The 25,368-nt window shown below is 69.6% G+C and carries 25 protein-coding genes and 1 tRNA gene; 4 read left to right on the top strand and 22 right to left on the bottom strand.

The window, feature by feature from the left end; all coding sequences use genetic code 11:
• Nucleotides 1–212: 212 nt before the first annotated feature.
• The 6 genes from ACR9Y5_RS07945 to ACR9Y5_RS07920 all read right to left on the bottom strand — a co-directional run bounded on the left by ACR9Y5_RS07945 (nucleotide 213) and on the right by ACR9Y5_RS07920 (nucleotide 4,361).
• Nucleotides 213–890, bottom strand: a complete 678-nt coding sequence (locus tag ACR9Y5_RS07945; protein WP_481297455.1) for a GNAT family N-acetyltransferase — start codon at nucleotides 888–890, stop codon at nucleotides 213–215.
• 230 nt (nucleotides 891–1,120) lie between these two features.
• Nucleotides 1,121–1,990: a hypothetical protein gene (locus tag ACR9Y5_RS07940; protein ID WP_481297454.1), complete on the bottom strand. Its 870-nt coding sequence runs from the start codon at nucleotides 1,988–1,990 to the stop codon at nucleotides 1,121–1,123.
• Between the two features lie 35 nt (nucleotides 1,991–2,025).
• Nucleotides 2,026–2,322 carry a hypothetical protein gene (locus ACR9Y5_RS07935; protein ID WP_481297453.1) on the bottom strand — a complete coding sequence of 99 codons (297 nt, stop codon included), beginning with the start codon at nucleotides 2,320–2,322 and terminating at the stop codon, nucleotides 2,026–2,028.
• A 17-nt stretch (nucleotides 2,323–2,339) separates the two neighbouring features.
• Nucleotides 2,340–2,627 carry a hypothetical protein gene (locus ACR9Y5_RS07930; protein WP_481297452.1) on the bottom strand — a complete coding sequence of 96 codons (288 nt, stop codon included), beginning with the start codon at nucleotides 2,625–2,627 and terminating at the stop codon, nucleotides 2,340–2,342.
• A gap of 217 nt (nucleotides 2,628–2,844) precedes the next feature.
• Nucleotides 2,845–3,429, bottom strand: coding sequence for a hypothetical protein (locus ACR9Y5_RS07925; protein WP_481297451.1), 585 nt, complete (start codon nucleotides 3,427–3,429; stop codon nucleotides 2,845–2,847).
• 809 nt (nucleotides 3,430–4,238) lie between these two features.
• A complete protein-coding gene (locus ACR9Y5_RS07920) occupies nucleotides 4,239–4,361 on the bottom strand; it encodes a hypothetical protein (protein ID WP_481297450.1) in 123 nt (40 codons plus the stop codon).
• Between the two features lie 519 nt (nucleotides 4,362–4,880).
• Between ACR9Y5_RS07920 and ACR9Y5_RS07915 the strand changes: the two genes are divergently transcribed.
• On the top strand, nucleotides 4,881–5,093 hold the full coding sequence (locus ACR9Y5_RS07915; protein WP_481297449.1) for a helix-turn-helix transcriptional regulator: 213 nt from the start codon (nucleotides 4,881–4,883) through the stop codon (nucleotides 5,091–5,093).
• Nucleotides 5,090–6,307 (top strand): tyrosine-type recombinase/integrase, encoded by a 1,218-nt coding sequence (locus ACR9Y5_RS07910; RefSeq protein WP_481297448.1) that lies wholly within the window; start codon nucleotides 5,090–5,092, stop codon nucleotides 6,305–6,307. The genes ACR9Y5_RS07915 and ACR9Y5_RS07910 overlap by 4 nt, the downstream gene beginning before the upstream one ends.
• A gap of 240 nt (nucleotides 6,308–6,547) precedes the next feature.
• Here the strand turns inward: ACR9Y5_RS07910 and ACR9Y5_RS07905 are convergent.
• The 8 genes from ACR9Y5_RS07905 to ACR9Y5_RS07870 form a co-directional block, all read right to left on the bottom strand.
• Nucleotides 6,548–6,619: transfer RNA gene (locus ACR9Y5_RS07905), tRNA-Gln, on the bottom strand.
• A gap of 57 nt (nucleotides 6,620–6,676) precedes the next feature.
• Entirely contained in the window at nucleotides 6,677–7,642 is a 966-nt protein-coding gene (locus ACR9Y5_RS07900; RefSeq protein WP_481297447.1) for an NAD(P)/FAD-dependent oxidoreductase, read from the bottom strand.
• Nucleotides 7,643–7,653: 11 nt separating this feature from the next.
• Complete coding sequence (gene gltX / locus ACR9Y5_RS07895; RefSeq protein WP_481297446.1) at nucleotides 7,654–9,171, bottom strand: glutamate--tRNA ligase; 1,518 nt, start codon at nucleotides 9,169–9,171, stop codon at nucleotides 7,654–7,656.
• Nucleotides 9,172–9,195: 24 nt separating this feature from the next.
• A complete protein-coding gene (locus tag ACR9Y5_RS07890) occupies nucleotides 9,196–9,981 on the bottom strand; it encodes a fumarylacetoacetate hydrolase family protein (RefSeq protein ID WP_481297445.1) in 786 nt (261 codons plus the stop codon).
• Entirely contained in the window at nucleotides 9,978–10,841 is an 864-nt protein-coding gene (locus ACR9Y5_RS07885) for a ketopantoate reductase family protein (protein WP_481297444.1), read from the bottom strand. Before ACR9Y5_RS07885 ends, ACR9Y5_RS07890 begins: the two co-directional genes overlap by 4 nt.
• Before the next feature lie 5 nt (nucleotides 10,842–10,846).
• Nucleotides 10,847–11,977, bottom strand: coding sequence for a branched-chain amino acid aminotransferase (locus ACR9Y5_RS07880; protein ID WP_481297443.1), 1,131 nt, complete (start codon nucleotides 11,975–11,977; stop codon nucleotides 10,847–10,849).
• Nucleotides 11,978–12,002: 25 nt separating this feature from the next.
• Complete coding sequence (locus ACR9Y5_RS07875) at nucleotides 12,003–13,058, bottom strand: 3-isopropylmalate dehydrogenase (protein ID WP_481297442.1); 1,056 nt, start codon at nucleotides 13,056–13,058, stop codon at nucleotides 12,003–12,005.
• 98 nt (nucleotides 13,059–13,156) lie between these two features.
• The gene (locus ACR9Y5_RS07870; RefSeq protein ID WP_481297441.1) at nucleotides 13,157–14,692 is read right to left on the bottom strand and encodes an MFS transporter; all 1,536 of its coding nucleotides are present in this window, start codon (nucleotides 14,690–14,692) and stop codon (nucleotides 13,157–13,159) included.
• 59 nt (nucleotides 14,693–14,751) lie between these two features.
• On the opposite strand from ACR9Y5_RS07870, the gene ACR9Y5_RS07865 reads away from it, so the two are divergent.
• The gene (locus ACR9Y5_RS07865; RefSeq protein ID WP_481297440.1) at nucleotides 14,752–15,315 is read left to right on the top strand and encodes a TetR/AcrR family transcriptional regulator; all 564 of its coding nucleotides are present in this window, start codon (nucleotides 14,752–14,754) and stop codon (nucleotides 15,313–15,315) included.
• An 18-nt stretch (nucleotides 15,316–15,333) separates the two neighbouring features.
• On the opposite strand, the gene ACR9Y5_RS07860 is transcribed toward ACR9Y5_RS07865, so the two are convergent.
• The 3 genes from ACR9Y5_RS07860 to serA all read right to left on the bottom strand — a co-directional run bounded on the left by ACR9Y5_RS07860 (nucleotide 15,334) and on the right by serA (nucleotide 18,769).
• Nucleotides 15,334–16,707, bottom strand: coding sequence for an RNA polymerase sigma factor (locus ACR9Y5_RS07860; RefSeq protein WP_481297439.1), 1,374 nt, complete (start codon nucleotides 16,705–16,707; stop codon nucleotides 15,334–15,336).
• On the bottom strand, nucleotides 16,708–17,073 hold the full coding sequence (locus ACR9Y5_RS07855) for a YciI family protein (protein ID WP_481297438.1): 366 nt from the start codon (nucleotides 17,071–17,073) through the stop codon (nucleotides 16,708–16,710).
• 103 nt (nucleotides 17,074–17,176) lie between these two features.
• Entirely contained in the window at nucleotides 17,177–18,769 is a 1,593-nt protein-coding gene (gene serA / locus ACR9Y5_RS07850) for a phosphoglycerate dehydrogenase (RefSeq protein WP_481297437.1), read from the bottom strand.
• A 149-nt stretch (nucleotides 18,770–18,918) separates the two neighbouring features.
• Between serA and ACR9Y5_RS07845 the strand changes: the two genes are divergently transcribed.
• Nucleotides 18,919–19,299: a DoxX family protein gene (locus ACR9Y5_RS07845; protein ID WP_481297436.1), complete on the top strand. Its 381-nt coding sequence runs from the start codon at nucleotides 18,919–18,921 to the stop codon at nucleotides 19,297–19,299.
• A gap of 19 nt (nucleotides 19,300–19,318) precedes the next feature.
• Here ACR9Y5_RS07845 and ACR9Y5_RS07840 read toward each other — a convergent pair whose 3' ends face one another.
• The 5 genes from ACR9Y5_RS07840 to ilvD form a co-directional block, all read right to left on the bottom strand.
• The gene (locus tag ACR9Y5_RS07840; RefSeq protein WP_481297435.1) at nucleotides 19,319–20,050 is read right to left on the bottom strand and encodes a copper homeostasis protein CutC; all 732 of its coding nucleotides are present in this window, start codon (nucleotides 20,048–20,050) and stop codon (nucleotides 19,319–19,321) included.
• Nucleotides 20,051–20,158: 108 nt separating this feature from the next.
• Complete coding sequence (gene ilvC, locus ACR9Y5_RS07835) at nucleotides 20,159–21,187, bottom strand: ketol-acid reductoisomerase (RefSeq protein ID WP_481297434.1); 1,029 nt, start codon at nucleotides 21,185–21,187, stop codon at nucleotides 20,159–20,161.
• 64 nt (nucleotides 21,188–21,251) lie between these two features.
• Nucleotides 21,252–21,761: an acetolactate synthase small subunit gene (ilvN, locus tag ACR9Y5_RS07830; protein WP_310128669.1), complete on the bottom strand. Its 510-nt coding sequence runs from the start codon at nucleotides 21,759–21,761 to the stop codon at nucleotides 21,252–21,254.
• Between the two features lie 3 nt (nucleotides 21,762–21,764).
• Nucleotides 21,765–23,570: an acetolactate synthase large subunit gene (locus ACR9Y5_RS07825; RefSeq protein WP_481297433.1), complete on the bottom strand. Its 1,806-nt coding sequence runs from the start codon at nucleotides 23,568–23,570 to the stop codon at nucleotides 21,765–21,767.
• A 55-nt stretch (nucleotides 23,571–23,625) separates the two neighbouring features.
• Nucleotides 23,626–25,320 (bottom strand): dihydroxy-acid dehydratase, encoded by a 1,695-nt coding sequence (gene ilvD, locus ACR9Y5_RS07820; RefSeq protein ID WP_481297432.1) that lies wholly within the window; start codon nucleotides 25,318–25,320, stop codon nucleotides 23,626–23,628.
• Between the last annotated feature and the right edge of the window lie 48 nt (nucleotides 25,321–25,368).

Genomic DNA, 25,368 nt, shown 5'->3' with positions numbered 1-25,368 from the left:
ACTCGTCTACGATCGTGCTGCCAATCCTGGCGCGGTGGCTTGGTTCAAGCTCTCGGGAAGCGAGCTGATCGCACAGACGCTGCTCTACACGGAACTCTTGGACGCGCATGATGTGGCCTGGGACCGTGTCGAGAGCGCTGCCCCGGTTGGGTGGTGTACGAGGACGCATATCAGGTGATTGCGGTCCCGTAGTTCGCGATTCGGTCTACGCCTCAAAGTCGGATGCCGAGGTTCCGCGCATACGGCTGTAGCCGGAACCCGGTCGCAAGGGCGATCGAGGCCGCGTTGTCCTCTCGACAGCGCCAGCGAGCGATGCCCGCCCGGCGGGTGGCAGCGTTGAGCGCGATTGCGGCGACTTGCCGACCGAGACCTCGACCTCGAAACTCCGGCGCCACGAGCAGGCCAACATCCGTGCGGCCGCCAACCCAGGCGCTTAGTGAAGAGACCGCAGCGAGCGTGTCGTCCACCCAGAGCCCGAAGCGGTCGATTTCCGGCTCGAGCACGCCCGACTCCTCGACTTCTTCGGCGGAGATGCCTGTAACCATCTGGTGCAACTCGGCCAGGGAGGGGTCGGCGGTTTCGCGCGACGAATCGACGTTCTCACTAGCGAGGTAGTGAGCGGCCGGTCCCAGGACCAGGGGCTCCGGGCCACGCAGCGTGGCTATCCATGCATCTCGATCGAGAGCCGCGTCAGCGGCGAGGCTGTTGACTTCGGCTGCCCGACTTCTGGGTGCCCGTACTCGGATCGCCTCGTCAAGCTCAAGCACGTATATTCCTGCGTTTCGGTCGGCGACGTAGGAGATGTGCAACCCCGGCTGCCGCAGGGCCGAACACTCGACCTCGAACACCGCGGCCCAGTACTGGTCAGCGCGTTCCGTGGGCGAGGTCACGCCGCGATCGTAGAGGCGACAACGGTGCACCGCAACGGCACTGACTAACGCGGCGAACAATCTTGGCGGGGTGGTGGGCAAAGTGCTCACGAAAGTGGTTGACGGTACCTGTCAGGAGACAAGCTGCGCGAGCCGCGACAGGATCCGAAGGCCAGGACGCCTGCGAAGGTGCAGCGGTCGACGCCTCCGCTCCCGCCGCAGAGGACGATTCGGCGGGGCCGATTGTCGCGTCATGGCTGCGCCGTGTCGCGCCCGCTTCGGTGAGCGTCGACGAACGCCGCGATCTGCCGGAGATGGCCAGGCAGCAGTCCTGTGGATGGGTGTGGTGCGATAAGGAGCCGGTCGCGGCTCGTGGTGTCCGCAGCCCAGGCAGGGTCCAGTGCGGTCAGCTGCCGCAACTGGTCGTCGAGCCAGATCAATCCCACGTGCCCTGGCAGTTCCTCCTCGAGCCTCCGGATGGCGTTGAGCTTCCAGCTCGCGATGGAGCCGTCCGCCGGCTGGCCGGCGAGAACGAACCCGCCCCACAGGCTTTGATCCGGCAGTCTCCTCAGAAGTTGGTCCAGGTCGAGCGCCCCGGCCGCTGACCACGACGACAGAAAACAGAAGTCCACGCCCTCCCGATAGAGAACGTCGCTGAGCTTGCCGACTCCGCTGACAATGTCCAGGTCATAGACACGGCCAGCGTCGTCTTCGAGCTGAGGGTGCTTCACACCGGGGCGCGGGGGCTGCCTGAGGATTACCCCATCCACGTCCAGGACAACCAGCACATCCAGGGCGGCCAGCTCTTCGGCGGATGGCCGCGGTCGTAGATGGGTCAGCAACCACGGCTCCGGGAGCCCGGCCGGCGGTGGGGCGCCTAGAATCGCCGCCAAGTTCGGGGTAGGGACAGGGTGCTCGAGCCAGCTGATCATGGCGGAGACCCGTCCTTCGGCGACCACAAGGGGATACCAGTCGGCCGGGGTCGCGGCGACATAGGAGCGGACCGCGGCGATCTCGTCGTCGGCGGCCGGGCGTCCACTAGCGCCGATCCGCTCGACCGCAATATCAGCCGTGACCTGTAGGCGGCCGGCAGCGGCTCGAACCTCGTCTTCGGTACGCACAGGATGATCGTAGGATGTGCGTCTGACGAGCGGGATCAGCTCGCGGACCGGTTAAGAAACGAGCTCACGTTGACGGCCGCTTCCGGGGTTTCGCGCAGGACTGCGGAGAGCTCAGCGAACCGCGTGGCCGCTGCGCGCATCGCCTCGGGATCGTCCCGCGCAACGCTGCGCTGCCATGCATGGGAATCAGCGACCTGGCGTAAGAGAAGCTCGTCGCTGATGAGGCCCGCCTCAGCGCGGCCTTCGAGGGTGGAGCACAGATCACCCCACGCGTCCAGGAGATGGTCGAGAGCGACGGGAATCGGCTCTGCTTCCTTGGTCGTCATCTCCATGTGTTTCGGGCGACCCATCAGCGGCCGACTTCGAGAAACTCGGCAACGTCGACGTCTCCCCCACGAAGAGCGTCGAGGAGCTCCCGCATCTTGACTGCGGCCGCCTCCATCGCCGTGACGTCGCCGGCCGGGAGCGCGACGTTCGCGGTTTGGAGGTAGTAGTCGTTCGCGGCAGCGACCTGACGGGCGAAATGAACCCGCGCCTCTTCGGTGGTGTCAGCCTTTTCCGGCTTGAGTGCCAGTGTGATCTCCCCGAAAAGCTCCAGCAGCCTGTCGGCTGCGCGGTGGGCGGCATCTGTGGTCACACCGGTCTCCTTCTCGCTCTCCCACATCGTACGGACGGACGCGTTACTTATGCGCGGGATCCCGGGCGTGGATGGCGCCGGCACGGAATCGGGCCGCCTCCGGTGAGAAAGGCGGCCCGTTTCAATGGGTGGTCTCAGCTCCACTGCGGTCCTCAGCTGCTTGGCGGGACGCGAAGGCCCGGGAGCTCTGCGCTCCCGGGCCTCGTTGCGCTAGCCACTAGTTGGCGGCGAGGTATGCCTGCAGAGTGGTCGGCAGGTCCCTCACCGGCCAGGGGTCGATGTAAACGGCGGCGCCCTGATCCACGGTTCCCGTGAGTGCAGGGAACCCGGCCGGGTCCCAGACCAGGTTCGGCGAGTTGTACAGCATGATCTGCCCGTGGAGCCTGTTCAGCCGCGGAAAGTCGACCGCAGTCAGCGCTGGGTTGGCGCCGATCGCCAGACCCTGTGCACCCACCGTGGCCAGCTGCGGAGCGGAGATCTCCGTTACTGCCGTACTGCTCACGCCGAAGCCACCCACGGTCTGGAGGACAGGGATGTCGATCTGCGCCAGTGACGTGCCCGAGAACCCGACAGAGTACGTCGCCGATACGAGGCTATCCAGGTGAATGTCGGGCAGGGCGTCGCAGGCGATGAACTCGAGGTCGCCCGCGGACTGCAGGGCAGCGAGGTCCACTGTGGTCAGGTTGTCGAGCTGTTCGACGTACATCCCGCTCTGGACGTGGGCGAGCTTCGGCATAGAGAGCGCCGTCAGGCCCGCTCCCATGTTCACGGTGATCGTTCCAGCCGACTCGAGGGCCGGCATCGTCAGGTCACCGTTCAGTCCGTTGGCTTCGAGGTCGCCAATGTAGCGGATCCTCTCCAGGCCCGCAGTCGGCGTGGTCGTCGATGTTCCGAGGTAGACGGACCCGAGCGCCGTGATCTTGCTGGTGTCCAGGCCCGTGTAGTCGTGCTGGGCGCCAGCACCGTTCGACGCGGCGTAAGCCAGAACGGGCGAGTCGTTCGCATCCGTGAGCTGCGCTGCGTCGCTCAGAGTCAGCGAATGGTTGGCATCAAGGCCGAGCGAGATGAGAATGGCGGTACGGAGAGTGGCATCCGGGACGTTCCACGGCGTGGTGTCGGCGACGGGCGGGTCGCCGCCGCTGTCGTCGCCGTCACCTGCTGGGGGCCCGCTGGGCCCGCCGGACCGGGCTGGCCGTCCTTTCCGGGAGCCCCCACGCCAGGTGTGCCGGTCGCGCCGCGCGCGCCCGCGGCACCACGAGGGCCCTGGATGGTCTGGATCACGGGTGCGGAGCTCACCGGTTGCTGGGCGACCGGTGGAGCGAGGGTCTGCAGCGGGGTCTGCTGTGCAGGCTGCTGCTTCGCCTCGGCGGTCTTCGGTGCTGCGGGTGCTGTGGTGTGTGGCTGCTGCGCCGCGCTTGGGGTCTGCTGTGCGGTGCAGCCTCCCAGGCCGACGAGTGCCAGTGTGATCGCGGCGCCGGCGAGGCCGGCCACGAGGGTCTTTCCGTGCAATGGGTGCCTTTCGTTCTGTGGTGGTGAACGAGCCTTCTGGCCCTTCACTCTCTCTGTGGGCGGGGCTGGGCGTGCCGTGCGCCACAGAGGGCAGTCGTTCGTCTAGTCCGAAAGCGCGTTGGAGCTACGCGTGTGCTGTGCGGCGGCGCTGTATGTGGTGGCCACGTACGCGATGCTGCCGAGGACGACGATGATGCCGACGGCGATCGCGACGAGGGCGGTCACGACCTGGCCTTTCGAGGCAGCGATCTCGATCGTAGGTGGGCTCCTTCTGGTTTCTGCGAAGGTCCTTCTCCCCCGCTACATCCCTTCCGTGGGCGGGACTCGGCAGAGCGTGCGTCAAGGTGCTCAAGCGGTCACGTTGGTTCGGGCACCCGTGCGGGGCCCGCCTGTCTCGCTGCAGCGCGAACGTCCGCTTATTCGCGATGCGTGGCGGCGGCCGTCTCGTATGAACGCTGAGGTTGCGTGTGCGGGAAGGGTCGGCTCAGGTGGCCCTCCCACTGCCGGTTCGTGGGCGCCTGGTCCGCTTACTGCGCCTGGGCGACGCAGCGTGGCCAGTAACCGCTACGTGGCTCACCCCGGCCACGCCGCTCAGCCGGGCACTCACAGCTGAAACGCCGCCCCCGCGCATAGCAGTGTTGAGCCTGAGTGATCCCGGATGATCGCTTCCGCTCTGAGCACCAAGCTCAACGGTCGTCTCGCCCGCCTCGGAGACGACTCGCCTCTTGCGGGAGAGAGAACCACATGAGCGACAAGAGCACGAAGAAGACCTTGCGAGTCGACCGGCTCTGGACGATGGAGGACATCGCGGCATACCTCCAGGTTGCGGTCGGCACCGTCCGCAACATGTCTTCCCGAGGACAGCTTCCCGCCCCGGTGGACAACATCGGTCGGTCTCGGCGGTGGCGCCATGACGACGTGATCGCCTTCTTCGGCCCGCGTCGGAGCGCGCGGTGACTGGCCGTCCGCGCACCTCACTGGGATCGTGGGGCAAACTCTCCTACACCACACTCCCTGACAGCCGCGTCCGGGTGAGCGGTGCGTACCGAGACCCGTGGGGAACCACCCACCGCATCCAGCGAACGGCTGGCTCACGCGCTGCCGCGGACAAGCTGCGTCTCGCTGCCGCCGAGAAGATCACCGGCCGCCGCAGCAGCGCGTCGACGCTCAAGTCGGAGTCCACGATCCGTGAGCTGGCGGAGCTGGTCCTGAAGGACTATGAGCAGAGCCCCGACCTGGCGACCCAGACGGTGAGCCGTTACCGGGCGTCCATCCGCAACCACATCATCCCGACCATCGGCAACCTGCGCCTCGATGAAGTCGACGGACACCTCCTCGGCGAGTTCCTCACTCAGCTCAACTCGAAGCACCCAAGCGAGGCCCGTAGCTGCCGCACCATCATCCGAAAGATGCACACGAGGGCAGGCCGAGCAATCCGAGACGACTGGGCATCGGGCCTCCCTAAGCGCCTCGCCAGGCGTCGCGGTGAGGTCCGCGCCCTGTCCGCTACCTCGGTCAACGCGCTATTCACGATGCTGGAATCCGACAGGCAGCGTCCTCGGAGCGGCCCCAATTCCCGGCGCGCTCACGACACGCTTCGGGACGTGCTGACCGTGCAACTCGGAACCGGCCTCCGAGTGAGCGAAGTCGCGGCCTTCAGCGCCGAAGACCTCGTGCTGCACTCCGACGGACGCGTTCAAGTCCGCGTCCACGGCGCCGTGGTCTACAAGGAAGCAAGCGGCACGAAGACCACCGTGCCGGGACGAAAACGTCCGATCTACGAGACACCTGGGCGCTACATCGTCCAGGAGCACAACAAAACGAACCAGAGGCGCCTCGTGTGGGCAGATGAGTGGGCGGCGGCTGTCCTACTTCGGCGCGCCGGTGCTACCCAAACAGGGCTCCTGTTCGCGACGGAAACCGGTCAGCCGCTCAACCTCAACAACCTGCGACGGACTCTTCGCGAGGTCATCGGCGGCTCCGACTTCGAGGGCTGGCTCTCCACTCACACCATGCGGAGGACAGTCGGCAACGCGGTCGCCCGGGAGCACGGTGAAGAAGCAGCGGCAGCAGTTCTCGGTCACGCTTCCGTCGCTACCACCAGGGAGTCGTACATCGAGAGGGTCCAGATCGCACCCGACGTCTCGAGCGTGACCAGCCTGCTTCGCTGACGCTCCAAAAAAAAGTGAATGCCCCCGTCGACCCGGCGGGGGCATTTCTGTCTCGGGCGGACGTTCAGAGTTGCAGAAAAGTCGTAGAAAACTGGAACAACTCGGGGTGATCTGCAATGACCAGCGATGATCCAGAGAAGAAGAGACTTCGCGGACGCCGGGCTTGGCGGACGACGGGAAATGGCCGGTCGCGATCCAAAAAAGGCCCGGAAATCCGGGCCTTTCGACGTCATGTCACTGCTGGGGTACCTGGACTCGAACCAAGAACAACTGAACCAGAATCAGCCGTGTTGCCAATTACACCATACCCCACTGCTTCGGACCGCGGCCCGGGCACGAGAACCAACTCTAGCCTACCCGCGGCGCGGACTACAAAACGGCGGCGCCGTCCAGCGCGACGCCGATGAGGTCGCGGTTGACCGCCGCGGCGACCACCGCGCCGGAGCCCGCCGCGACGATCAGCTGCTGCGGTCCGGGCGCCGTCGTCTCCCCCGCTGCATACACGCCGGGCAGCGAGGTGCGGCCCTGCGCGTCGGTGACCAGGTAGCCCTCGGCGTCGCGGTCGAGGTCGAGGGCGTCGGCGAACGCCAGCGCCGGCGACCAGACGGGACGGAGGAAACCGCCGGCCCGCTCGATCACGGCACCGTCCTCGAGGCGGACGCCGGTCATGACGCCCTTCTCGCCGACGATGTCGTCGATGCGGCGGCGTTCGACCCGCACGCCGAGCCGGGCGAGCGTGCGCTCCTCGTCGGCGTCGACGGTCTCCGCGGCGTTCGTGAAGACGATCAGGTCGTCGGTCCACTGGGTGAGCAGCAGGGCCCGCTCGGCGAGGTCGGCCGTCTCGCCGATCAGCGCGAGCGGCCGCCCGGCCGACTCGAAGCCGTCGCACTCGATGCAGCTGTGCAGCTGGGTGCCGTAGTAGGCGCGCAGGCTCGGGATGGCCGGCATCGTCTCCGTGACGCCGGTCGCGATGAGCACGGCGTCGGCCCGCACGTCGACATCGCCGCCGCCGCGCACGCCCTTCGCCGTGACCCGGAGACCGTCGCCTTCGATCGAGACGGCGCTCGCCTGCGCGAAGACCACGGACGCGTTCTGGTAGGCGTCGACCTCCTCGCGACCGAGGCGGCGGAGCTCCAGCGGCGACACCCCGTCACGGGTGAGGAAGCCGTGCGCCAGCAGCGTCGCGGCGTGGCGCGGACGGTTGCCGTCCACCACGAGCACGCGCCGGCGCGCCCGCGCCAGGTTCAGTGCGGCCGACAGCCCTGCCGGACCACCGCCGATGACGACGACCTCGACCGACTCGACCGACGCCCCCGGGCCCGCGGCCCCCGGCATCCCGCTCACCGCTACGCCAGCGCTGCGGACAGCCGGTCGAGTCGCGCGACCGTCTCCGCCTTGCCGAGGATCTCCATGGACTCGAACAGCGGCGGCGACACGCGGCGGCCGGAGATCGCGACGCGCAGCGGACCGAACGCGACCCGGGGCTTCAGCCCGAGCCCCTCGATCAGCGCGTCGCGCAGCGCGGACTCGATCGCCTCGTGCGTCCACTCGGCTTCGGGCACCAGCTCCAGCGCGCCGAGCGAGGCCGCGAGCACCTCGCCGGCGTTCGCCGGAAGGGACGCGCGGGCGTCGTCCTCGATGACCAGCGATGCCGCGTCCGTGAACAGGAAGCCGAGCATCCCCGGTGTCTCGCCGAGCAGCTGCACGCGCTCCTGCACGAGCGGGGCGGCCTCCGTGAGCACCGCATGCTGCTCGGGGGTCAGCGGGTCCTCCACGACCCCGGCGGCGGCCAGGTACGGGATGGTGCGCTCGGCGAAGTCCGCGACGTCGAGCAGCCGGATGTGGTCGCCGTTGATCGACTCCGCCTTCTTCTGGTCGAAACGCGCCGGGTTCGGGTTGACGTCCTTCACATCGAACGCGGCCACCATCTCCTCGAGCGAGAAGACGTCGCGGTCGTGGGTGAGCGACCAGCCCAGCAGGGCCAGGTAGTTGACGAGGCCCTCGGGGATGAAGCCGCGGTCGCGGTGGTGGAACAGGTTCGACTCCGGGTCGCGCTTCGAGAGCTTCTTGTTGCCCTCCCCCATCACGTACGGCAGGTGGCCGAAGCGCGGCACGAAGGTCGTCACGCCCACGTCGATCAGCGCGTGGTACAGGGCGATCTGGCGGGGCGTGGACGACAGCAGGTCCTCACCGCGGAGCACGTGCGTGATGCCCATCAGCGCGTCGTCGACCGGGTTCACGAAGGTGTACAGCGGATGCCCGTTCGGGCGCACGACGACGAAGTCGCTGAACGACCCCGCCTTGAACGTGATCTCGCCGCGCACCAGATCGTCGAAGCTCAGGTCGTCGTCCGGCACCCGGAGGCGTAGCGCCGGCGAGCGGCCCTCGGCGCGGTAGGCGGCCTTCTGCGCGTCAGTGAGGTCGCGCTCGAAGTTGTCGTAGCCGAGCTTGGGGTCGCGCCCGAGCGAGACGTTGCGCGCCTCGATCTCCTCGGTCGTGGCGAAGCTCTCGTAGATGTGGCCCGACTCGCGTAGCCGCTCGATGAGGTCGCGGTAGATGTCGTAGCGCTGCGACTGACGGTAGGGGCCGTCGGGGCCGCCGACGTCGACACCCTCGTCCCAGTCGAGGCGCAGCCAGCGCAGCGCCTCGAGGATCAGCTGGTAGCTCTCCTCGCTGTCGCGGGCCGCGTCGGTGTCCTCGATGCGGAAGATCAGCTTGCCGCCGGTGTGCCGGGCGTACGCCCAGTTGAACAGGGCGGTGCGGATCAGCCCGACGTGGGGCGTGCCGGTCGGCGACGGGCAGAAGCGCACGCGCACATCGGTGCCGGTGGCTTCGGAGAACAGGTGAGCGATCGAGTCAGACATACGACTCCGATCCTACCGGTGGGGCTACTTCGGGTCGCGCACCGGATTGACGAGCGAACCGACCCCGTCGATCTCCACCTCGACCGTGTCGCCGGCCTTCATCGGGCCGATGCCCGACGGCGTCCCGGTGAGGATCACATCCCCGGGCAGCAGGGTGAACACGCTCGACGCGTAGGCGACGATCGACGGGATGTCGTGCACCATGTCGGAGATCGGCGCCTCCTGCTTCAGCTCGCCGTTGAGGCGGGTGCGCAGCACGGCGTCGGGCGCCAGGTCGGTCTCGATCACCGGCCCGAGCGGGCAGAAGGTGTCGAAGCCCTTGGCGCGCGTCCACTGGCCGTCCTTCTCCTGCAGGTCGCGAGCGGTGACGTCGTTGGCGACCGTGTAGCCGAAGATGTGCTGGGCGGCGTCCTCGCGACGCACGTTGCGGGCGATCGTACCGATCACGACGGCCAGCTCGCCCTCGTAGTCGACGCGCTCCGACTGCGGCGGGACGACGATCGGGTCGCCGAGGCCGATGACCGACGTGTTGGGCTTCAGGAACAGCAGCGGTTCGCCCGGCGCCTCTCCGCCCATCTCGGCGGCGTGCTCGCGGTAGTTCTTGCCGACGGCCACCACCTTCGAGCGCGGGATGACCGGTGCGAGCAGCGCGCCGACCTTGCCGAGCGGCACGCGCTCCCCCGTCGTGTCGAAGCCGACGAACATCGGGTCGCCCGCGAGCACGACCAGGGCGTCGTCGTCGACGATGCCGTAGTCGATCGCCGGGGTGCTCTGGCCGTCGCGGGTGTGGCTGAATCGTGCGATCTTCACGCGTTCGAGCCTAGCGCCGTGACGATGCGGGTGAGCGCGGGCGTGGGGATGCCATGGCGCTCGCCGATCCGCAGGAGTGCGCCGCCGATCGCATCGAGCTCGTTCGGCGCGTCCGCCGCCAGATCCTCCTGGAGGGAGGTGCGCATGCCGCCGGGGACGCTCCGCAGCGCGCGGATCAGGTCGAGTTCCGAGGCGCGGACGCCTTCGGCCGCCGAGCACGTGACGACCTCGGCGACGACGGCCTCGGTGAGCTCCGGGTCCTCGCTGAGCGCCGCGCCCGCCGGCTGCCGCCAGTACGAGGTCAGGAGCGCCAGCGACGCGAGCAGCCGGAACTTCGCCCACAGCACCTCGGCCTCGGTGCCGCCGGCGCGCACGCTGGGGCCCGCATCCGCTAGAGCGCGCACGGCCGCGAAACCGGCCGCCGCCTCCGGCGCCTCGATGCGGACGAACGGGCTGCGGTGGTCGATCACGGTGGTGGATGCGCGCAGCGCGGACACCGCGACCGACGCTCCCGCGACCGGGACGCCGGGCAGCGCCGTACGCAGCGGAGCCATGTGCTCGACCCCGTTCAGGAACGACACGACCTCGGCCGGCCGTGCGGCGACGATGGTGGGCAGCACATCCTGCAGCCCGTACGCCTTGGTCGCCAGGATCACGCTCGCGCCCTCGGGCACCTCCGTCTCGGCGCGCACCGCCCGCACGGCGTCGCCGAACAGCTCGCTGCGCACTTCGATGCCGTCGCGGCGGATCGCCTCGACGGTCGCCGGGCGCCCGACGGCCACGACCTCCTCGTCCGCGCGCTGCAGCAGCCAGGCGAACAGCCCGCCGACGGCGCCCGGCCCGACGACAGCGAAGACCATCCCGGTTACGCGTCCAGGCGGTACATCCAGTTGTGGCGGTCGCGCTGACGGCCGTACTGGATGTCGGTGAGCTCCTGCCGCAGCGACATCGTCAGCTCACCCGGAGGCGCGGTGATGTCGCCGACCGTGAACGTGTCCGACTTCAGCTCGCCGATCGGGGTGATCACCGCGGCGGTGCCGCACGCGAACACCTCGACGATATCGCCCGACTCGACGCCGTCGCGCCACTCGTCGATCGTGACCCGGCGGCGCTCCACCGCGTGGCCGCGATCGCGGGCCAGCTGCAGCACCGAGTCGAGGGTGATGCCCTCGAGGATGCTATCGGAGTCGGGGGTCACCAGCGTCCCGTCCTTGCGGACCAGCACCACGTTCATCCCACCGAGCTCCTCGATGTACTTCCCCTCGACCGAGTCGAGGAACAGCACCTGGGCGCAGCCGTGCTCGTACGCCTCCGCCTGGGGCAGCAGGCTGGACGCGTAGTTGCCTCCGGTCTTCGCCGCGCCCGTCCCGCCCTTGCCCGCCCGCGACCAGTGGTCGGAGAGCCAGATGGACACCGGGGCGACGCCGCTCGGGAAGTACGCGCCGGCGGGGCTCGCGATCAGGTAGTACGCCACCTTGTTGGCCGGGCGCACACCGAGGAAAGCCTCCTTGGCGAACATGAACGGCCGCAGGTACAGGCTCGTCTCCGGAGCGTCCGGCACCCAGTCGCCGTCGACGGCGATGAGCTGCTTCAGCGAGTCGAGGAAGTGCTCGACGGGCAGCTCGGGGAGGGCGAGACGGTACGCCGAACGCTGCATGCGGGCGGCGTTCGCCTCCGGGCGGAAGCCCCAGATCGAGCCGTCCTCGTGGCGGTACGCCTTGAGGCCCTCGAAGATCTCCTGCGCGTAGTGGAAGACGGCGGCGGACGGCTCCAGCTGGATCGGCCCGTAGGGCGAGACGCGGGGGCGGTGCCAACCGCCCTTGACGGACCAGCAGATGTCGACCATGTGGTCGGTGAAGAAGTTTCCGAAGCCCGGGTTGGCGAGGATCTCCGCGCGCGCGGCGGCGTCGCGCGCCGCCTCGTTGCGGGTGACGTTCCAGAGCAGGCCGGAGGTCTCGGTGGGGCCGCTGGTGAGAGAGATGCTGGTCGAGGTCATGACAGGTCCTTTGTGCGACGGTGGATCAATTCTGCGCCACTCGGGCGGCGATGGCGTCGCCGATCTCGGCGGTCGTTCGCGCAGCGCCTGTGCGGACGGCGAGGTCGGCGGTCACCGCCTGCTCGACCCGCTCGGCGAGCTCCGCCTCGCCGAGGTGGCGGAGCAGGAGCGCGGTGGAGAGGATCGCGGCGGTGGGGTCGGCCTTCTGCTGGCCGGCGATGTCGGGGGCCGATCCGTGAACCGGCTCGAACATGCTCGGAAAGGCCCCGGCCGGGTTGATGTTGCCCGAGGCCGCCAGCCCGATGCCGCCGCTGATCGCGGCCGCGAGGTCGGTGAGGATGTCGCCGAAGAGGTTGTCCGTGACGATCACATCGAATCTAGCAGGATCCGTCACCAGGAAGATGGTCGCAGCGTCGACGTGGAGGTAGTCGACCGTGACACCGTGGTGCTCGGCGGCGACCGCATCCACGATCCGCTTCCAGAGCGAACCGGCGAAGGTCAGCACATTCGTCTTGTGCACGAGGGTGAGCTTCTTGCGCCGCCGCGCTGCCTGCTGGAACGCGTAGCGGACCACGCGCTCGACGCCGTAGGCGGTGTTGACCGAGACCTCGTTCGCGACCTCCTGCGGCGTTCCCACGCGGATGGCGCCGCCGTTGCCGACGTACGGACCCTCCGTGCCCTCGCGCACCACGACGAAGTCGACGTCTCCGGGGTTCGCGAGCGGGCTGGCGATCCCGGGGAAGAGCGTGGTGGGCCGCAGGTTGACGTAGTGGTCGAGCGAGAAGCGCAGCTTCAGCAGCAGCCCGCGCTCGATGTTCGCCCCGGCCAGCCGCGGGTCGCCCGGCGTGCCGCCGACCGCGCCGAGGAGGATCGCGTCATGTGCGGAGATCGCCGCGAGGTCCTCGTCCGTCAGCACGTCGCCGGTCGCGAGATACCGGTCGGCCCCGAGCGAGAAGTGGGTCTTCTCGAACGCGAGGCCGTTGCCCTCCGTCACCGCGTCCAGCACCTTCACCGCCTCGGCGATGACCTCCGGACCGATCCCGTCACCCGGGATGACGGCGAGCTTGACGGTACGCGACATGGGACTCCTCGCTGATGGATGCGGAACCGGTACGTCCACCCTATCGCCGCGCCCGCGCTCGCCCGGCGCTGCCCGGGCCTCGCCCGCGGCGCTCCCGCTCAGGACCGCACATGCCGGAGCGTCAGGAGCGCCACGACCGCTGCCGCGGCCACCAGACCGACCCCGATCACGGCGGTGACGCCGACGCCGCTGTCGAAGGCGGCGCGCGCCGAGGCGAGCAGCTGCCCGGCGAGCGGACCCGGGAGAGCGCCGGCGACCGACACGGCACCGCCCAGCGTCTCCCCCGCGGCGTCGGACTGCGCGGCCGTCAGCCCATCGGGCACGACCAGCGCCGCACGGTAGGACGCCGTGATCAGCGTGCCGAGCGTCGCCGTGCCGAGCACGGCGCCGAGCTCGTAGGCGGTCTCGGAGACCGCCGACGCCGCGCCCGCCTTCTCGACGGGCGCGGTCGAGATCACGAGCTCGTTCGAGACCGTCTCGGCCGCTCCGATTCCCGCGCCGAGCAGCACGAACGATGCGAGCAGGACGCCCCACGGCGCCCCGCCGCCGGTGAGCGCGACCAGCAGATAGCCGCCGGCCGAGAGGGTGAGGCCGCCGGCGATCACGAGCCCGGGCCGCACCCGGCGGGCCACCGGGACGACCAGCAGCCCGGCGACGATCATCGTGGCGAGCCCGGGGAGCAGCACCAGCCCGGACTGCAGCGGCGTCAGCCCGATCACCAGCTGCAGGTGCTGCGACACGAAGAACAGGAACCCGACGAGCGAGATCACGCTCAGGAGGTTGACGACCACCGCGCCGCTGAACGCCGGCCGCGTGAAGAGCCGCATGTCGAGCATCGGCACGGGACGCCGCAGCTGGCGGCGCACGAACAGCGCGCCGGACGCGACCCCGACGACGATCGCCGCCACGGAGACCACCGAGAAGCCGTCGACCGCGAGCGTCTTGATGCCGTAGACGATCGGCGCCATGGTCAGCAGCGAGAGCGCGATGCCGAGCGCATCCACGGGCCCCGGAGCCGGATCGCGCGACTCCCGCACCAGCAGCGGGGCGAGCACGAGCAGCGGGATGAGCACGGGCACCGCGAGCAGGAAGACGGAGCCCCACCAGAAGTGCTCCAGGAGCAGGCCGCCGACGATCGGACCGAGCGCGGACCCGGCGGCGAAGCCGGCTGCCCAGATGGCGACGGCGAGCCGGCGCTGCTCGCGGTCGGAGAAGGTGCTGCGGAGCAGCGACAGCGTCGACGGCATGAGCATCGCGCCGAAGACACCCAGCGCGGCGCGCGCCGCGATCAGGAGCTCTGCCGTCGGCGCGAACGCCGCGGCGGCCGAGACTGCGGCGAACCCGGTCGCGCCGATCAGCAGCAGTCTGCGGCGGCCGATCCGGTCGCCCAGGCTCCCCATCGCCACCAGGAGCCCCGCGAGGACGAGCGGGTACACGTCCACGATCCACAGCATCCCGGTCGCGCTGGGCTCCAGTGCCTCGGAGATCGACGGCAGGGCGAAGCTGAGCACAGTGTTGTCCACCGACACCAGCAGGGTGGGCAGCATCAGCACGGCCAGGGCCGCCCACGCCCGGCCGCCCGCGCGCGCCGGGACATCGGACGGCGTGACGGGACGGGTGGCGGTCGAGGACATGCGTAAACTGTACCGTCTGGACGGTACAGTGGTCAACGTGCCCGGGCTAGCATGGCCACATGCCGAGTGACTCGCCCGCCCCCTCCCGCTCCGCACGCGACCGCATCCTCGATGCGTTCGAGGAGCTGCTCGCCGAGCAGAGCGAGCGGGCCGCGACCCTCGACGCCGTCGCGGCGCGCGCCGGGGTGTCCAAAGGCGGACTGCTGTATCACTTCGCTTCGAAAGAAGCCCTGGTCGACGGCGTGCTCGACCGCTTCTCCGCGCTCGTCGCCGATGATGTCGAGCGGATGCGGGCGGCGGAGGCAGGGCCGGTGGACTACTTCCTGCGCACCTCCATCCCGACCGATTCGCGGTTCGAGCGCGCCGTCGTCGCGGTGGCGCGGCTCGCCCAGGCGGCCGACCCTCGGGCCCGGGATGCCCTCGCCGACGCCCAGCGCGTCTGGCTGGGCGTGCTCGAAGAGTCGGTGGGCGACCCGCTCGCGGCACGCATGGTGATGCTCATCGGCGACGGGATGTACTACAACACCGCCCTCCTCCCCGCCGCGAACACGGTGCTCCGGGACGAGACCGACGTCGACCAGCTCATCGCGCTCGTGCAGAGGTTCGCGCACCCTGCCGAGTAACGGACCCGGTTCCGCCCCTCACTCGACGGCAGCGAGCATCCGTGCGAGCGACCGCGCGGTCCGCTCATCCCCCGCCGCCTCGACCGCACGGCGCAGGTCGTGCACCGCCTCCGCCGAGCGGCCCGAGAGCCGCAGCAGTTCCGCGCGGGCGGCGTACGCCTGGGCGGCGGCGGGACCTCGGAAGAGCTCCGGATCGGCGGCCAGAGCGGCGAGGGCGACCTCCGGTCCTGCGTCCGGGCTGTGACCCAGCGCGACCACCCGGCCGAGCCGGGCGGCGGGGCTCGGCCACTGCCGCACCAGGCCGTCGTAGAGCCGGACGATCGCCGGCCAGTCGGTGGCCTCCCAGTTGGGGGCGACGGCGTGGAGCCCGGCGATCCCGGCCTGCAACGCGTACCGCCCTCCCCCGGCCAGTGCGGCCGTCGCGAGCGCCTCGCCCTCCGCCATCAGCGGGACGTCCCACCGCGAACGGTCGGCGTCGCGGAGCAGGGCGAACTCGTCGTCGGCGGTGAGGCGGGTGGCCTGGCGCGCCTCGGTGAACAGCAGCAGGGCGAGCAGCCCCGCGCTCTCGTCGGTCCGGGAGATCCGGTGGGCGTCGCGGGCGAGGGCGACGGCATCGGCGCGCAGGGCGCGATCGGCGGTCAGGTGTCCGACCGTGTACAGCAGGTAGACGGTCGCCAGCGCGTCCGGCATCCGATCGGCGACCTCCCGCGGGTCGTCGAGCGCGAACCGCACGCCGGCCGAATGGATGCGCTTCTTCGCCCGCGTGAGACGGGCGGCCATCGTCGCCTCGGGGACGAGGAAGACCTCGGCGATCCGGGCCGTCGGCAGTCCGCACACGAACCGGAGAGCCAGCTCGACGCGGGCCTCCGCCGAGAGCGCCGGATGCGCGACCAGGAGGATGAGCTCCAGCCGCTCGTCGCCGGTGAACACCATCCCCTCCCCTGCGTCGTCGGACGTCGCGCGCTCGGCCCGGGCCAGCTCGGCGGCGAGGACGGGCGCGGCACGGGACGCGGTCTGCTCGCGCCGCAGCGCATCCAGCGCGACACGGCGTGCGACCGTCGTGATCCACGCCGCCGGGTTCGCCGGGATGCGGCCGCGGGCGGCCTCCTCCAGGGCGCGCGCGAACGCCTCCTGCACCGCGTCCTCCGCGAGCAGGAGGTCACCGGTCGTGCGCGCGACGGCGCCGAGGATGCGCGGAGCCTCCTCACGCCAGGCGGCCTCGAGCGCGCCCGCATCGAGGCTGCCGGCATCGCGGCCGCCGGCATCGAGCGCGCCGGCATCGAGCGCGCCGGCATCGCGGCCGCCCGCCTCGCGCCGGCCCGCCTCGGCCCGGGCGCGCTCCGCCCCGGCGCGCCCGACGGGAGCATGCGGGGGCGGAGCGGCCGGCGTCACTCAGCGCACCGCATTCAGCACCAGCACCGGGTAGAGCTCGAGCCAGCCCTGCGTCGGGCACAGCGCGGCCAGCTCGCGCGCCTGCTCGGGGCTGGACGCCGTGAAGCTGTAGAAGCCGGTGATCACCTCGCTGGTCTCGCCGAAGGGGCCGCTGGTGTACACCGGCTCGCCGCCCCCGTTCGGCTCGATGCGGGTGGCGTGGCTGGCCTCCTGCAGGGCGCTGCTTGCGACGATGCGCTCGCCGGCAGCAGCGACCGCCTCCTGGAAGGCGGCATGACCGGCCATGCCGGCCTGCCACTGCTCTGGCGTCATCTCGTCGGGGTTCCAGTTCGGCTCGCGGATGAGCAGAACGTACTCGTCGGACATCGTGGTCTCCTCGGTTCGTAGGGATATCGACATCCCTACGACGCAAGTCAACCGCCGGAATCGACAGCCGGGAAGAAGAATTTCTCCCCGGCCGCCGTTCCGGTCATGCCTCGGTGATGTCGATCTCCTGCATCAGGTCGGCGTCGATGGCCAGGCGCACCTTCTCGAGCAGCCCGTCCGGCACCCGCGAGTCGACCGTCAGCACGCTCAGCGCCTTGCCACCGGCCGACGTCCGGGCGACCTGCATTCCGGCGATGTTGATCGCGGCCTCGCCGAACTCGCGACCGTAGACCGCCACGATGCCGGGGCGGTCGTCGTAGACCATGACGACCAGGTGCTCGGCGACCGGCACCTCGACGTCGTAGCCGTTGATGCCGACGATCTTCTCGATCTGCTTCGGACCGGTCAGCGTTCCGGAGACCGAGATCTGCGATCCGTCGCTCAGCGCGCCCCGGAGGGTGATCAGGTTGCGGTACTCCTCGCTGACCGAGTCGGTGATGAGCCGTACCTCGATGCCGCGCTGGTCGGCGAGCAGCGGTGCGTTCACGTACGACACCGTCTCGCTGACGATGTTGGTGAAGATGCCCTTCAGAGCGGCCAGTTTGAGCACGCTGACGTCGTAGTCGGCCAGCTCGCCGCGCACCTCGACGTCCACGCTGGTGACCGGGCTGCTCGCCAGACCGGAGAACACCTGGCCCAGCTTCTCCACGAGGGGGATGCCGGGACGAACATACGGATCGATGACGCCGCCGGCGACGTTCACGGCGTCCGGGACGAGTTCGCCCGAGAGCGCGAGGCGCACCGAACGGGCGACCGAGACGCCCGCCTTCTCCTGCGCCTCATCGGTGGAGGCGCCGAGGTGCGGGGTGACGACCACGTTGTCCAGCGCGAGCAGCGGGGAGTCCTGCGGCGGCTCGGAGACGAACACGTCGAGGCCCGCTCCGGCGATCGTGCCGGTCGTGAGGGCCCGGTACAGTGCGTCCTCGTCGATCAGGCCGCCGCGGGCGACGTTGACGATGAAGGCGGTCTTCTTCATCTGCGCGAGCTGGTCGTCCGAGATCATGCCCGTCGTCTCCGGCGTCTTCGGCATGTGGATGGTGATGAAGTCGGACTGCGCGAGCAGCTCGTCCAGGGTGACCAGCTGGACGCCGAGCTGCTGCGCGCGGGCGCTGGTCACGTACGGGTCGTAGGCGACCACGTTCGTGCCGAAGGCCTGCAGGCGCGCGGTGATCAGCGCGCCGATGCGGCCGAGCCCGATGATACCGATGGTCTTCTCGTACAGCTCGACGCCGGTGTACTTGGAGCGCTTCCACTGGCCCTGGGCCAGGGCGCTGTGGGCGGCCGGGATGTGGCGGGCGAGGCTCAGGATGTGGCCGACGGTGAGCTCGGCGGCCGAGATGATGTTCGAGGTCGGAGCGTTCACGACCATCACGCCCGCGCTCGTGGCGGACTTGATGTCGACGTTGTCGAGGCCGACACCGGCTCGGGCGATGACCTTGAGCGCCTTCGCTACGCCGATGACCTCGGCGTCGACCTTCGTGGCCGAACGCACCAGGATGGCGTCGGCGCCGGACACCGCGTCGAGCAGCGCCGGCCGGTCGGTCCCGTCCACCGAGCGGATCTCGAAGTCGGGCCCCAGGGCGTCGACGGTGGCGGGCGAGAGTTCTTCGGCGATCAGGACGACCGGCTTTGTCACGTGGCAGTTCCTTCGAGGTGCGAGGGCTGGCTTGGGAAGAAGTGCGCCACGGTCGGTGGGGCGCGGAACGGCTTGACTCTAGCGGGCGGCCGTCGGCGCCTTTCGCTGCGTTACGCCGTCCCTGGATGCCCGCAGGGGAGGATGGTCCGGTGACCCTCTTCGAGCCAGCACAGCTCGTCGCCCGCATCCTGCTCGCGCTGGTGTTCGTCGCGATGGGCACGCTGCACTTCGTGCCGGGGCCGGCCCGTGGGATGGCGGCGATGATCCCGCCGGCCCTGCGGATCGTCTTCCCGCGCGCCCTGGTCGCCGTGACCGGGCTGTGCGAGCTGGCGGGCGGCGTCGGGCTGCTCGTGCCCGCCACCCGGGTCGCCGCGGCGATCTGCCTGGCGGTGTTCCTCGTCGCGGTCTTCCCGGCGAACGTCTACGCCGCCGGGAAGACCGAGCGGTTCGGGGTCTTCGCCACGCCGCTCGTCCCGCGCGCCATCCTCCAGATCGTGCTGATCGCGGCGTGCCTGTTCTGCACGGTGTGACGGACCGGCGACGCCCGGATCAGCGCGGGTCGTGGGCCGTCTCGACCGCTGCGGCGACGGCCGCCGGGTCGGTGATCTCGTAGCGCGCCTCTCCCCCGCCGGGCCCGCTCGGACCGCCGGTCACGGTCGTCCGGGCGGACAGGTGCACCGCCGTGACCCCGGCGGTGGTCAGCGGCGCGATGTCGTCGACGCGGACTCCTCCGCCGGCCATCACCTGGAGCCGCCCGGCAGCGTGACCCACCAGCTCGCGGAGGGCGGGGATGCCGTCCACGCTGCGTGCCGCGCCGCCTGAGGTCAGCACACGGTCGACACCGAGGTCGGCGAGCTCCTCGACGGCCGTCAGCGGGTCGGCCGCCACATCCAGTGCACGATGGAAGGTTACGTCGAGTCCCTCGGCCGCGTCGACGAACCGGCGGACCGCGTCGCCGTCGACGGTGCCGCGCTCGTCGAGCGCGCCGACGACGACGCCGCCCGCGCCCGCCTCGCGGGCGAACCGGATGTCGGCGACCGTGATCGCGACCTCGTCCGCGTCGTAGAGGAAGCCGCCGCCGCGCGGGCGGACCAGCACGTGCACGAAACCGTCGCGTCCCCGTCGCCGGGCCACGTCCACCGCGGCCCGCACCAGGCCCCCGGACGGCGTGAGACCGCCCAGCGCGAGCGCCGTGCACAGCTCGATCCGGTCGGCTCCCTCGGTGAGGGCGACCCGCACGCCGGCGATGTCCTGAACGGCGATCTCGACGGCGATGCCCATCGCTGCTCCTCACGCAGAAGGGTGCCGCACGCGTCGCGTGCGGCACCCTGAGACTACTGCGGAGGACCCGGCGGCCGGACCGCGGGTTCTACCGGTGGATCGTTGCGATCAGCGGGCGACCTCGCCGTCGACGTAGTCGTCGTCGTTGGAGGCGTTCCACGCGAAGAGCTTGCGCAGCTCGCGGCCGGTGGCCTCGATGGGGTGCTGCTCGCCCTTCTTGCGGAGCTCCAGGAACTCGGGAGCGCCCGCGTCCTGGTCGGCGATGAAGCGCTTGGCGAAGGTGCCGTCCTGGATGTCGGACAGCACGGCCTTCATGTTCTCCTTGACGTGCGGGTCGATGACGCGCGGGCCGGAGACGTAGTCGCCGTACTCGGCCGTGTCGGAGACGCTCCAGCGCTGCTTGGCGATGCCGCCCTCCCACATCAGGTCGACGATGAGCTTGAGCTCGTGCAGCACCTCGAAGTAGGCGACCTGCGGCTGGTAGCCGGCCTCGGTCAGGGTCTCGAACCCGTACTGGACGAGCTGCGAGACGCCGCCGCAGAGCACGGCCTGCTCGCCGAACAGGTCCGTCTCGGTCTCCTCCGTGAAGGTGGTCTTGATGCCGCCCGCGCGCAGGCCGCCGATCGCCTTGGCATACGAGAGGACCAGCGGCCAGGCGTTGCCCGACGCGTCCTTCTCGACGGCGACGATCACGGGAACGCCGCGGCCGGCCTCGTACTCGCGGCGGACCGTGTGGCCCGGCCCCTTCGGCGCGACCATGATGACGTCGACGCCCTCCGGCGCCTCGATGTAGCCGAAGCGGATGTTGAACCCGTGGCCGAAGACGAGGGCGTCGCCCTCCTGCAGGTTGTCCTTGATGTCGTCGGCGTACAGGTGACGCTGCACCTGATCCGGCGCGAGGATGACGATGACGTCGGCCCAGGCCGCCGCGTCGGCCGCGCTCAGGACGCGGAAGCCCGCTTCCTCCGCCTTCGGCTTCGACTTCGAGCCCTCCTTGAGGCCGATGACGACCTCGACGCCCGAGTCACGGAGGTTCTGCGCGTGGGCGTGGCCCTGCGAGCCGTAGCCGATGACGGCGACCTTCTTGCCCTGGATGATCGACAGGTCCGCGTCGTTGTCGTAGTAGATCTCAGCCACTTGGTGCTTCTCCTTGCTGGTTCGATTCGTGCTTGCTTAGTTCATGAGTCGCCCGGGGGGCGAGTCAGTTCTTGAAGACGCGCTCGGTGATGGACTTGCCGCCGCGGCCGATCGCGAGCAGCCCCGACTGGGCCATCTCCTTGATCCCGTAGGGCTCGAGCACCTTGAGCAGCGCCTGCGTCTTGCCGCTGTCGCCCGTGACCTCGATGACGAGGGCGTCGGTGGCCACGTCGACGACGCGGGCGCGGAAGAGGTTCACGGCCTCGAGCACCTGCGACCGCGTCGAGTTGTCCACCCGCACCTTGATCAGCAGGTGCTCGCGCTGGACGGACTGCGACGGCTCGAGCTCGACGATCTTGATCACGTTGATGAGCTTGTTGAGCTGCTTGGTGACCTGCTCGAGCGGCAGGTCCTCCACATCCACCACGACCGTGATGCGGGAGAGGCCGTCGACCTCGCTGGTGCCCACGGCGAGCGAGTGGATGTTGAACCCGCGCCGGGCGAACAACCCCGCGACGCGGGTCAGCAGACCGGGCTTGTCCTCCACCAGGAGGCTCAGAACGTGCGTGCTCATGGGTCACTCCCCTCCGAAGGACGGACTGTGGTCGCGGGCGTACTGCACGTAGCTGTTGCTGACGCCCTGCGGCACCATCGGCCACACCATCGCGTCGGCGCTCACCACGAAGTCGATCACCACGGGGCGGTCGTTGGTCTCGAGCGCGAGCTTGATCGCGGCGTCGACCTCCTCTTCCTTCGTGACCCGGATGCCGAGCGCGCCGTACGCCTCGGCGAGCTTCACGAAGTCGGGCACCCGCACGGTGTCGTGGCCCGTGTTGAGATCGGTGTTGGAGTAGCGGCCGTCGTAGAAGAGCGTCTGCCACTGCCGCACCATCCCGAGCGACGAGTTGTTGATGATCGCCACCTTGATCGGGATGTTGTTGATCGTGCAGGTGGCGAGCTCCTGATTGGTCATCTGGAAGCAGCCGTCGCCGTCGATCGACCACACCACGCGGTCGGGCTGGGCCACTTTCGCGCCCATCGCCGCCGGCACGGAGTATCCCATCGTGCCGGCCCCGCCGGAGTTCAGCCACGAGTTGGGGCGCTCGTACTTGATGAACTGCGCGGCCCACATCTGGTGCTGGCCGACGCCGGCCGTGTAGATGCCCTCCGGCCCGGTCAGCTCGCCGATCCGCTGGATGACGTACTGCGGGGCCAACAGGCCGTCGCTGGTGGGCGTGTACCCGAGCGGGAACTCCTCGCGGAGGCCGTTCAGGTAGGTCCACCACTCCACGAGGTCGGCCTTCTGGCTGCGGGTGGCGTCCTGGAACGCCGCGGTCAGATCGACGATGACATCCTTGGCATCGCCGACGATGGGGACGTCGGCGGTCCGGATCTTCGAGATCTCGGCCGGATCGACGTCGACGTGCACGATCTTCGCGTTGGGCGCGAACAGGGAGGTGTTGCCGGTCACCCGGTCGTCGAACCGCGCGCCGAGCGACACGATGAGGTCCGACTCCTGGAGCGAGAGCACCGCCGGCACCGTCCCGTGCATCCCCGGCATGCCGAGGTGCTGTTTGTGAGTGTCCGGGAAGGCGCCGCGCGCCGTCAGCGTAGTGACCACCGGCGCGCCGGTCGCCTCCGCGAGCTCCAACAGCTCCTGCGACGCGCGGGCGCGGATCACTCCGCCGCCGACGTACAGCACCGGCTTCTTCGCCTCGGCGAGCAGCTGGGCCGCGGCCAGCACCTGCTTGCCGTGCGCCTTGGTGATCGGACGGTAGCCCGGCAGGTCGACCTTCGGCGGCCAGTTGAAGGGCGCGGAGTTCTGCTGCGCGTCCTTGGTGATGTCGACGAGCACGGGGCCCGGGCGGCCGGTTCCGGCGATGTGGTACGCCGCCGCGATCGTGGCCGGGATGTCCTCGACGTCCTTCACCAGGAAGGAGTGCTTGGTGATCGGCATGGTGATGCCGACGATGTCGGCCTCCTGGAACGCGTCCGTTCCCATCAGCGTGGAGAACACCTGGCCGGTGATGAACACGACCGGGACGGAGTCCATGTGGGCGTCCATGATGGCGGTGACCAGGTTGGTCGCACCCGGCCCGGAGGTGGCCATCGCGACGCCCACCTTGTTGGCCGCGACCGCGTAGCCCTCGGCCGCGTGGCCGCCGCCCTGCTCGTGACGGACCAGCACGTGGCGGATCCGGGTCGAGTCCATGATGGCGTCGTAGATGGGGAGGATGGCGCCGCCGGGCAGGCCGAAGACGTCGGTGACGCCGAGGAGCTCGAGGGTGCGGACGACCGACTGCGAGCCGGTCAGGATCTCGGGCGACGCCTTGCCCGGCGTCGCGGACGGCAACACAGTGCTGGGGGTTGCATCCGTGGACATGCCTGTATCAGTCCCTTACGTGCGAATAGTGGTGGATGGAGCCGGCGCGAGAGCCTCAGCCCGTGACGGCTCCTTCTGCTGCGGAGCGCACGAGCTTGGAGAACTTCGCGAGAACGCCACGGGTATAGCGCGGAGGAAGAGGCGCCCACCCTTCACGGCGGGCGGTCAGCTCTGACTCGTCGACAAGTAGGTCGAGGGAGCGAGCCGCGATATCGACCCGTATCAGATCACCATCGCGCACGAAGGCGATGGGACCTGCGTCCACCGCTTCGGGTGCTATGTGGCCGATGCACAGGCCGGTTGTGCCGCCTGAGAATCGTCCGTCCGTCAATAGTAGTACATCCTTGCCGAGGCCTGCGCCCTTGATGGCGGCGGTGATGGCGAGCATCTCGCGCATCCCCGGGCCGCCCTTGGGACCCTCGTAGCGGATGATGAGCACGTCACCGGCCTTGATACTGCCCTCGGTGAGGGCGTCCATCGCGGCGCGCTCGCGCTCGAACACGCGGGCCGGGCCCTCGAACACCTCGGCGTCGAAGCCGGCGGTCTTGACGACCGCGCCCTCCGGCGCGAGCGAGCCCTTGAGGATGGTGATGCCACCGGTCGGGTGGATGGGGTTGTCGAGCGAGCGCATGACCTCGCCGTCCGGTGCGGGCGGGTTGATCTCGGCCAGGTTCTCGGCCACGGTCTTGCCCGTGACGGTGAGGCAGTCGCCGTGCAGCAGGCCCGCGTCGAGCAGGGCCTTCATCACGACCGGGACGCCGCCGTGACGGTCGACGTCGTTCATCACGTACTTGCCGAACGGCTTCAGGTCGCCGATGTGCGGCACCTTGTCGCCGATGCGGTTGAAGTCGTCGATCGTGAGGTCGACCTCGGCCTCGTGCGCGATCGCGAGCAGGTGCAGCACGACGTTGGTCGAGCCGCCGAACGCCATGGCGACGGCGATCGCGTTCTCGAACGCCTCCTTGGTGAGGATGTCGCGTGCCGTGATGCCCTTCTTGAGCAGGTTGACGACGGCCTCGCCGGAGCGGTGGGCGTAGTAGTCGCGGCGGCGGTCGGCCGAGGGCGGCGCGGCGGAGCCGGGGAGGCTCATGCCGAGCGCCTCCGCGACGGACGCCATCGTGTTGGCCGTGTACATGCCGCCGCAGGCGCCCTCGCCCGGGGCGATGGCGCACTCGATACGCTTGAGGTCCTCTTCGCTCATCTTGCCGGCCTTGCACGCCCCGACCGCCTCGAAGGAGTCGATGATCGTGACGTCCTTCTCGGTGCCGTCGGAGAGCTTCACCCAGCCGGGTGCGATCGAACCGGCGTAGAGGAAGACCGCGGACAGGTCGAGGCGGGCCGCGGCCATGAGCATGCCGGGGAGCGACTTGTCGCAGCCGGCGAGCAGCACGGTGCCGTCGAGGCGCTCCGCCATCATGACGGTCTCGACCGAGTCGGCGATGACCTCGCGCGAGACGAGCGAGAAGTGCATCCCCTCGTGGCCCATCGAGATGCCGTCGGAGACCGAGATGGTGCCGAACTGCAGGGGGTAGCCGCCGCCGGCGTGCACACCCTCCTTTGCGCCCTGCGCGAGGCGGTCGAGCGAGAGGTTGCAGGGCGTGATCTCGTTCCAGGAGGACGCGATGCCGATCTGCGGCTTCTCCCAGTCTTCATCGCCCATTCCGACGGCGCGGAGCATCCCGCGGCTGGTGGTGGCTTCGATCCCGTCCGTGACGACGCGCGAACGCGGTTTCCAATCGACTTCTGGCATGGGTCAACTCTAGGACGTCTGGAATGCCGCTCCGACCATGTGTCCCTT

This window comes from Leifsonia sp. KNZ13-11D, assembly GCF_056754895.1.
Note: the sequence above shows the minus strand (reverse complement) of the source record. Positions and strands in the feature narration are given on the sequence as shown.

Bases quoted from the DNA above. Each gene is read 5' to 3' on its own strand.
- ACR9Y5_RS07935 (WP_481297453.1), bottom strand. From the start codon at position 2,322: ATGGAGATGACGACCAAGGAAGCAGAGCCGATTCCCGTCGCTCTCGAC.
- ilvN (WP_310128669.1), bottom strand. From the start codon at position 21,761: ATGAGCACGCACGTTCTGAGCCTCCTGGTGGAGGACAAGCCCGGTCTG.
- ACR9Y5_RS07865 (WP_481297440.1), top strand. From the start codon at position 14,752: ATGCCGAGTGACTCGCCCGCCCCCTCCCGCTCCGCACGCGACCGCATC.
- gltX (WP_481297446.1), bottom strand. From the start codon at position 9,171: ATGTCTGACTCGATCGCTCACCTGTTCTCCGAAGCCACCGGCACCGAT.
- ilvD (WP_481297432.1), bottom strand. From the start codon at position 25,320: ATGCCAGAAGTCGATTGGAAACCGCGTTCGCGCGTCGTCACGGACGGG.
- ACR9Y5_RS07925 (WP_481297451.1), bottom strand. From the start codon at position 3,429: ATGCCGGCCCTCGAGTCGGCTGGAACGATCACCGTGAACATGGGAGCG.
- ACR9Y5_RS07825 (WP_481297433.1), bottom strand. From the start codon at position 23,570: ATGTCCACGGATGCAACCCCCAGCACTGTGTTGCCGTCCGCGACGCCG.
- ACR9Y5_RS07900 (WP_481297447.1), bottom strand. From the start codon at position 7,642: ATGCCGGGGGCCGCGGGCCCGGGGGCGTCGGTCGAGTCGGTCGAGGTC.
- ACR9Y5_RS07885 (WP_481297444.1), bottom strand. From the start codon at position 10,841: ATGGTCTTCGCTGTCGTCGGGCCGGGCGCCGTCGGCGGGCTGTTCGCC.
- ACR9Y5_RS07880 (WP_481297443.1), bottom strand. From the start codon at position 11,977: ATGACCTCGACCAGCATCTCTCTCACCAGCGGCCCCACCGAGACCTCC.
- ACR9Y5_RS07875 (WP_481297442.1), bottom strand. From the start codon at position 13,058: ATGTCGCGTACCGTCAAGCTCGCCGTCATCCCGGGTGACGGGATCGGT.
- ACR9Y5_RS07855 (WP_481297438.1), bottom strand. From the start codon at position 17,073: ATGTCCGACGAGTACGTTCTGCTCATCCGCGAGCCGAACTGGAACCCC.
- ACR9Y5_RS07915 (WP_481297449.1), top strand. From the start codon at position 4,881: ATGAGCGACAAGAGCACGAAGAAGACCTTGCGAGTCGACCGGCTCTGG.
- ACR9Y5_RS07870 (WP_481297441.1), bottom strand. From the start codon at position 14,692: ATGTCCTCGACCGCCACCCGTCCCGTCACGCCGTCCGATGTCCCGGCG.
- ACR9Y5_RS07840 (WP_481297435.1), bottom strand. From the start codon at position 20,050: ATGGGCATCGCCGTCGAGATCGCCGTTCAGGACATCGCCGGCGTGCGG.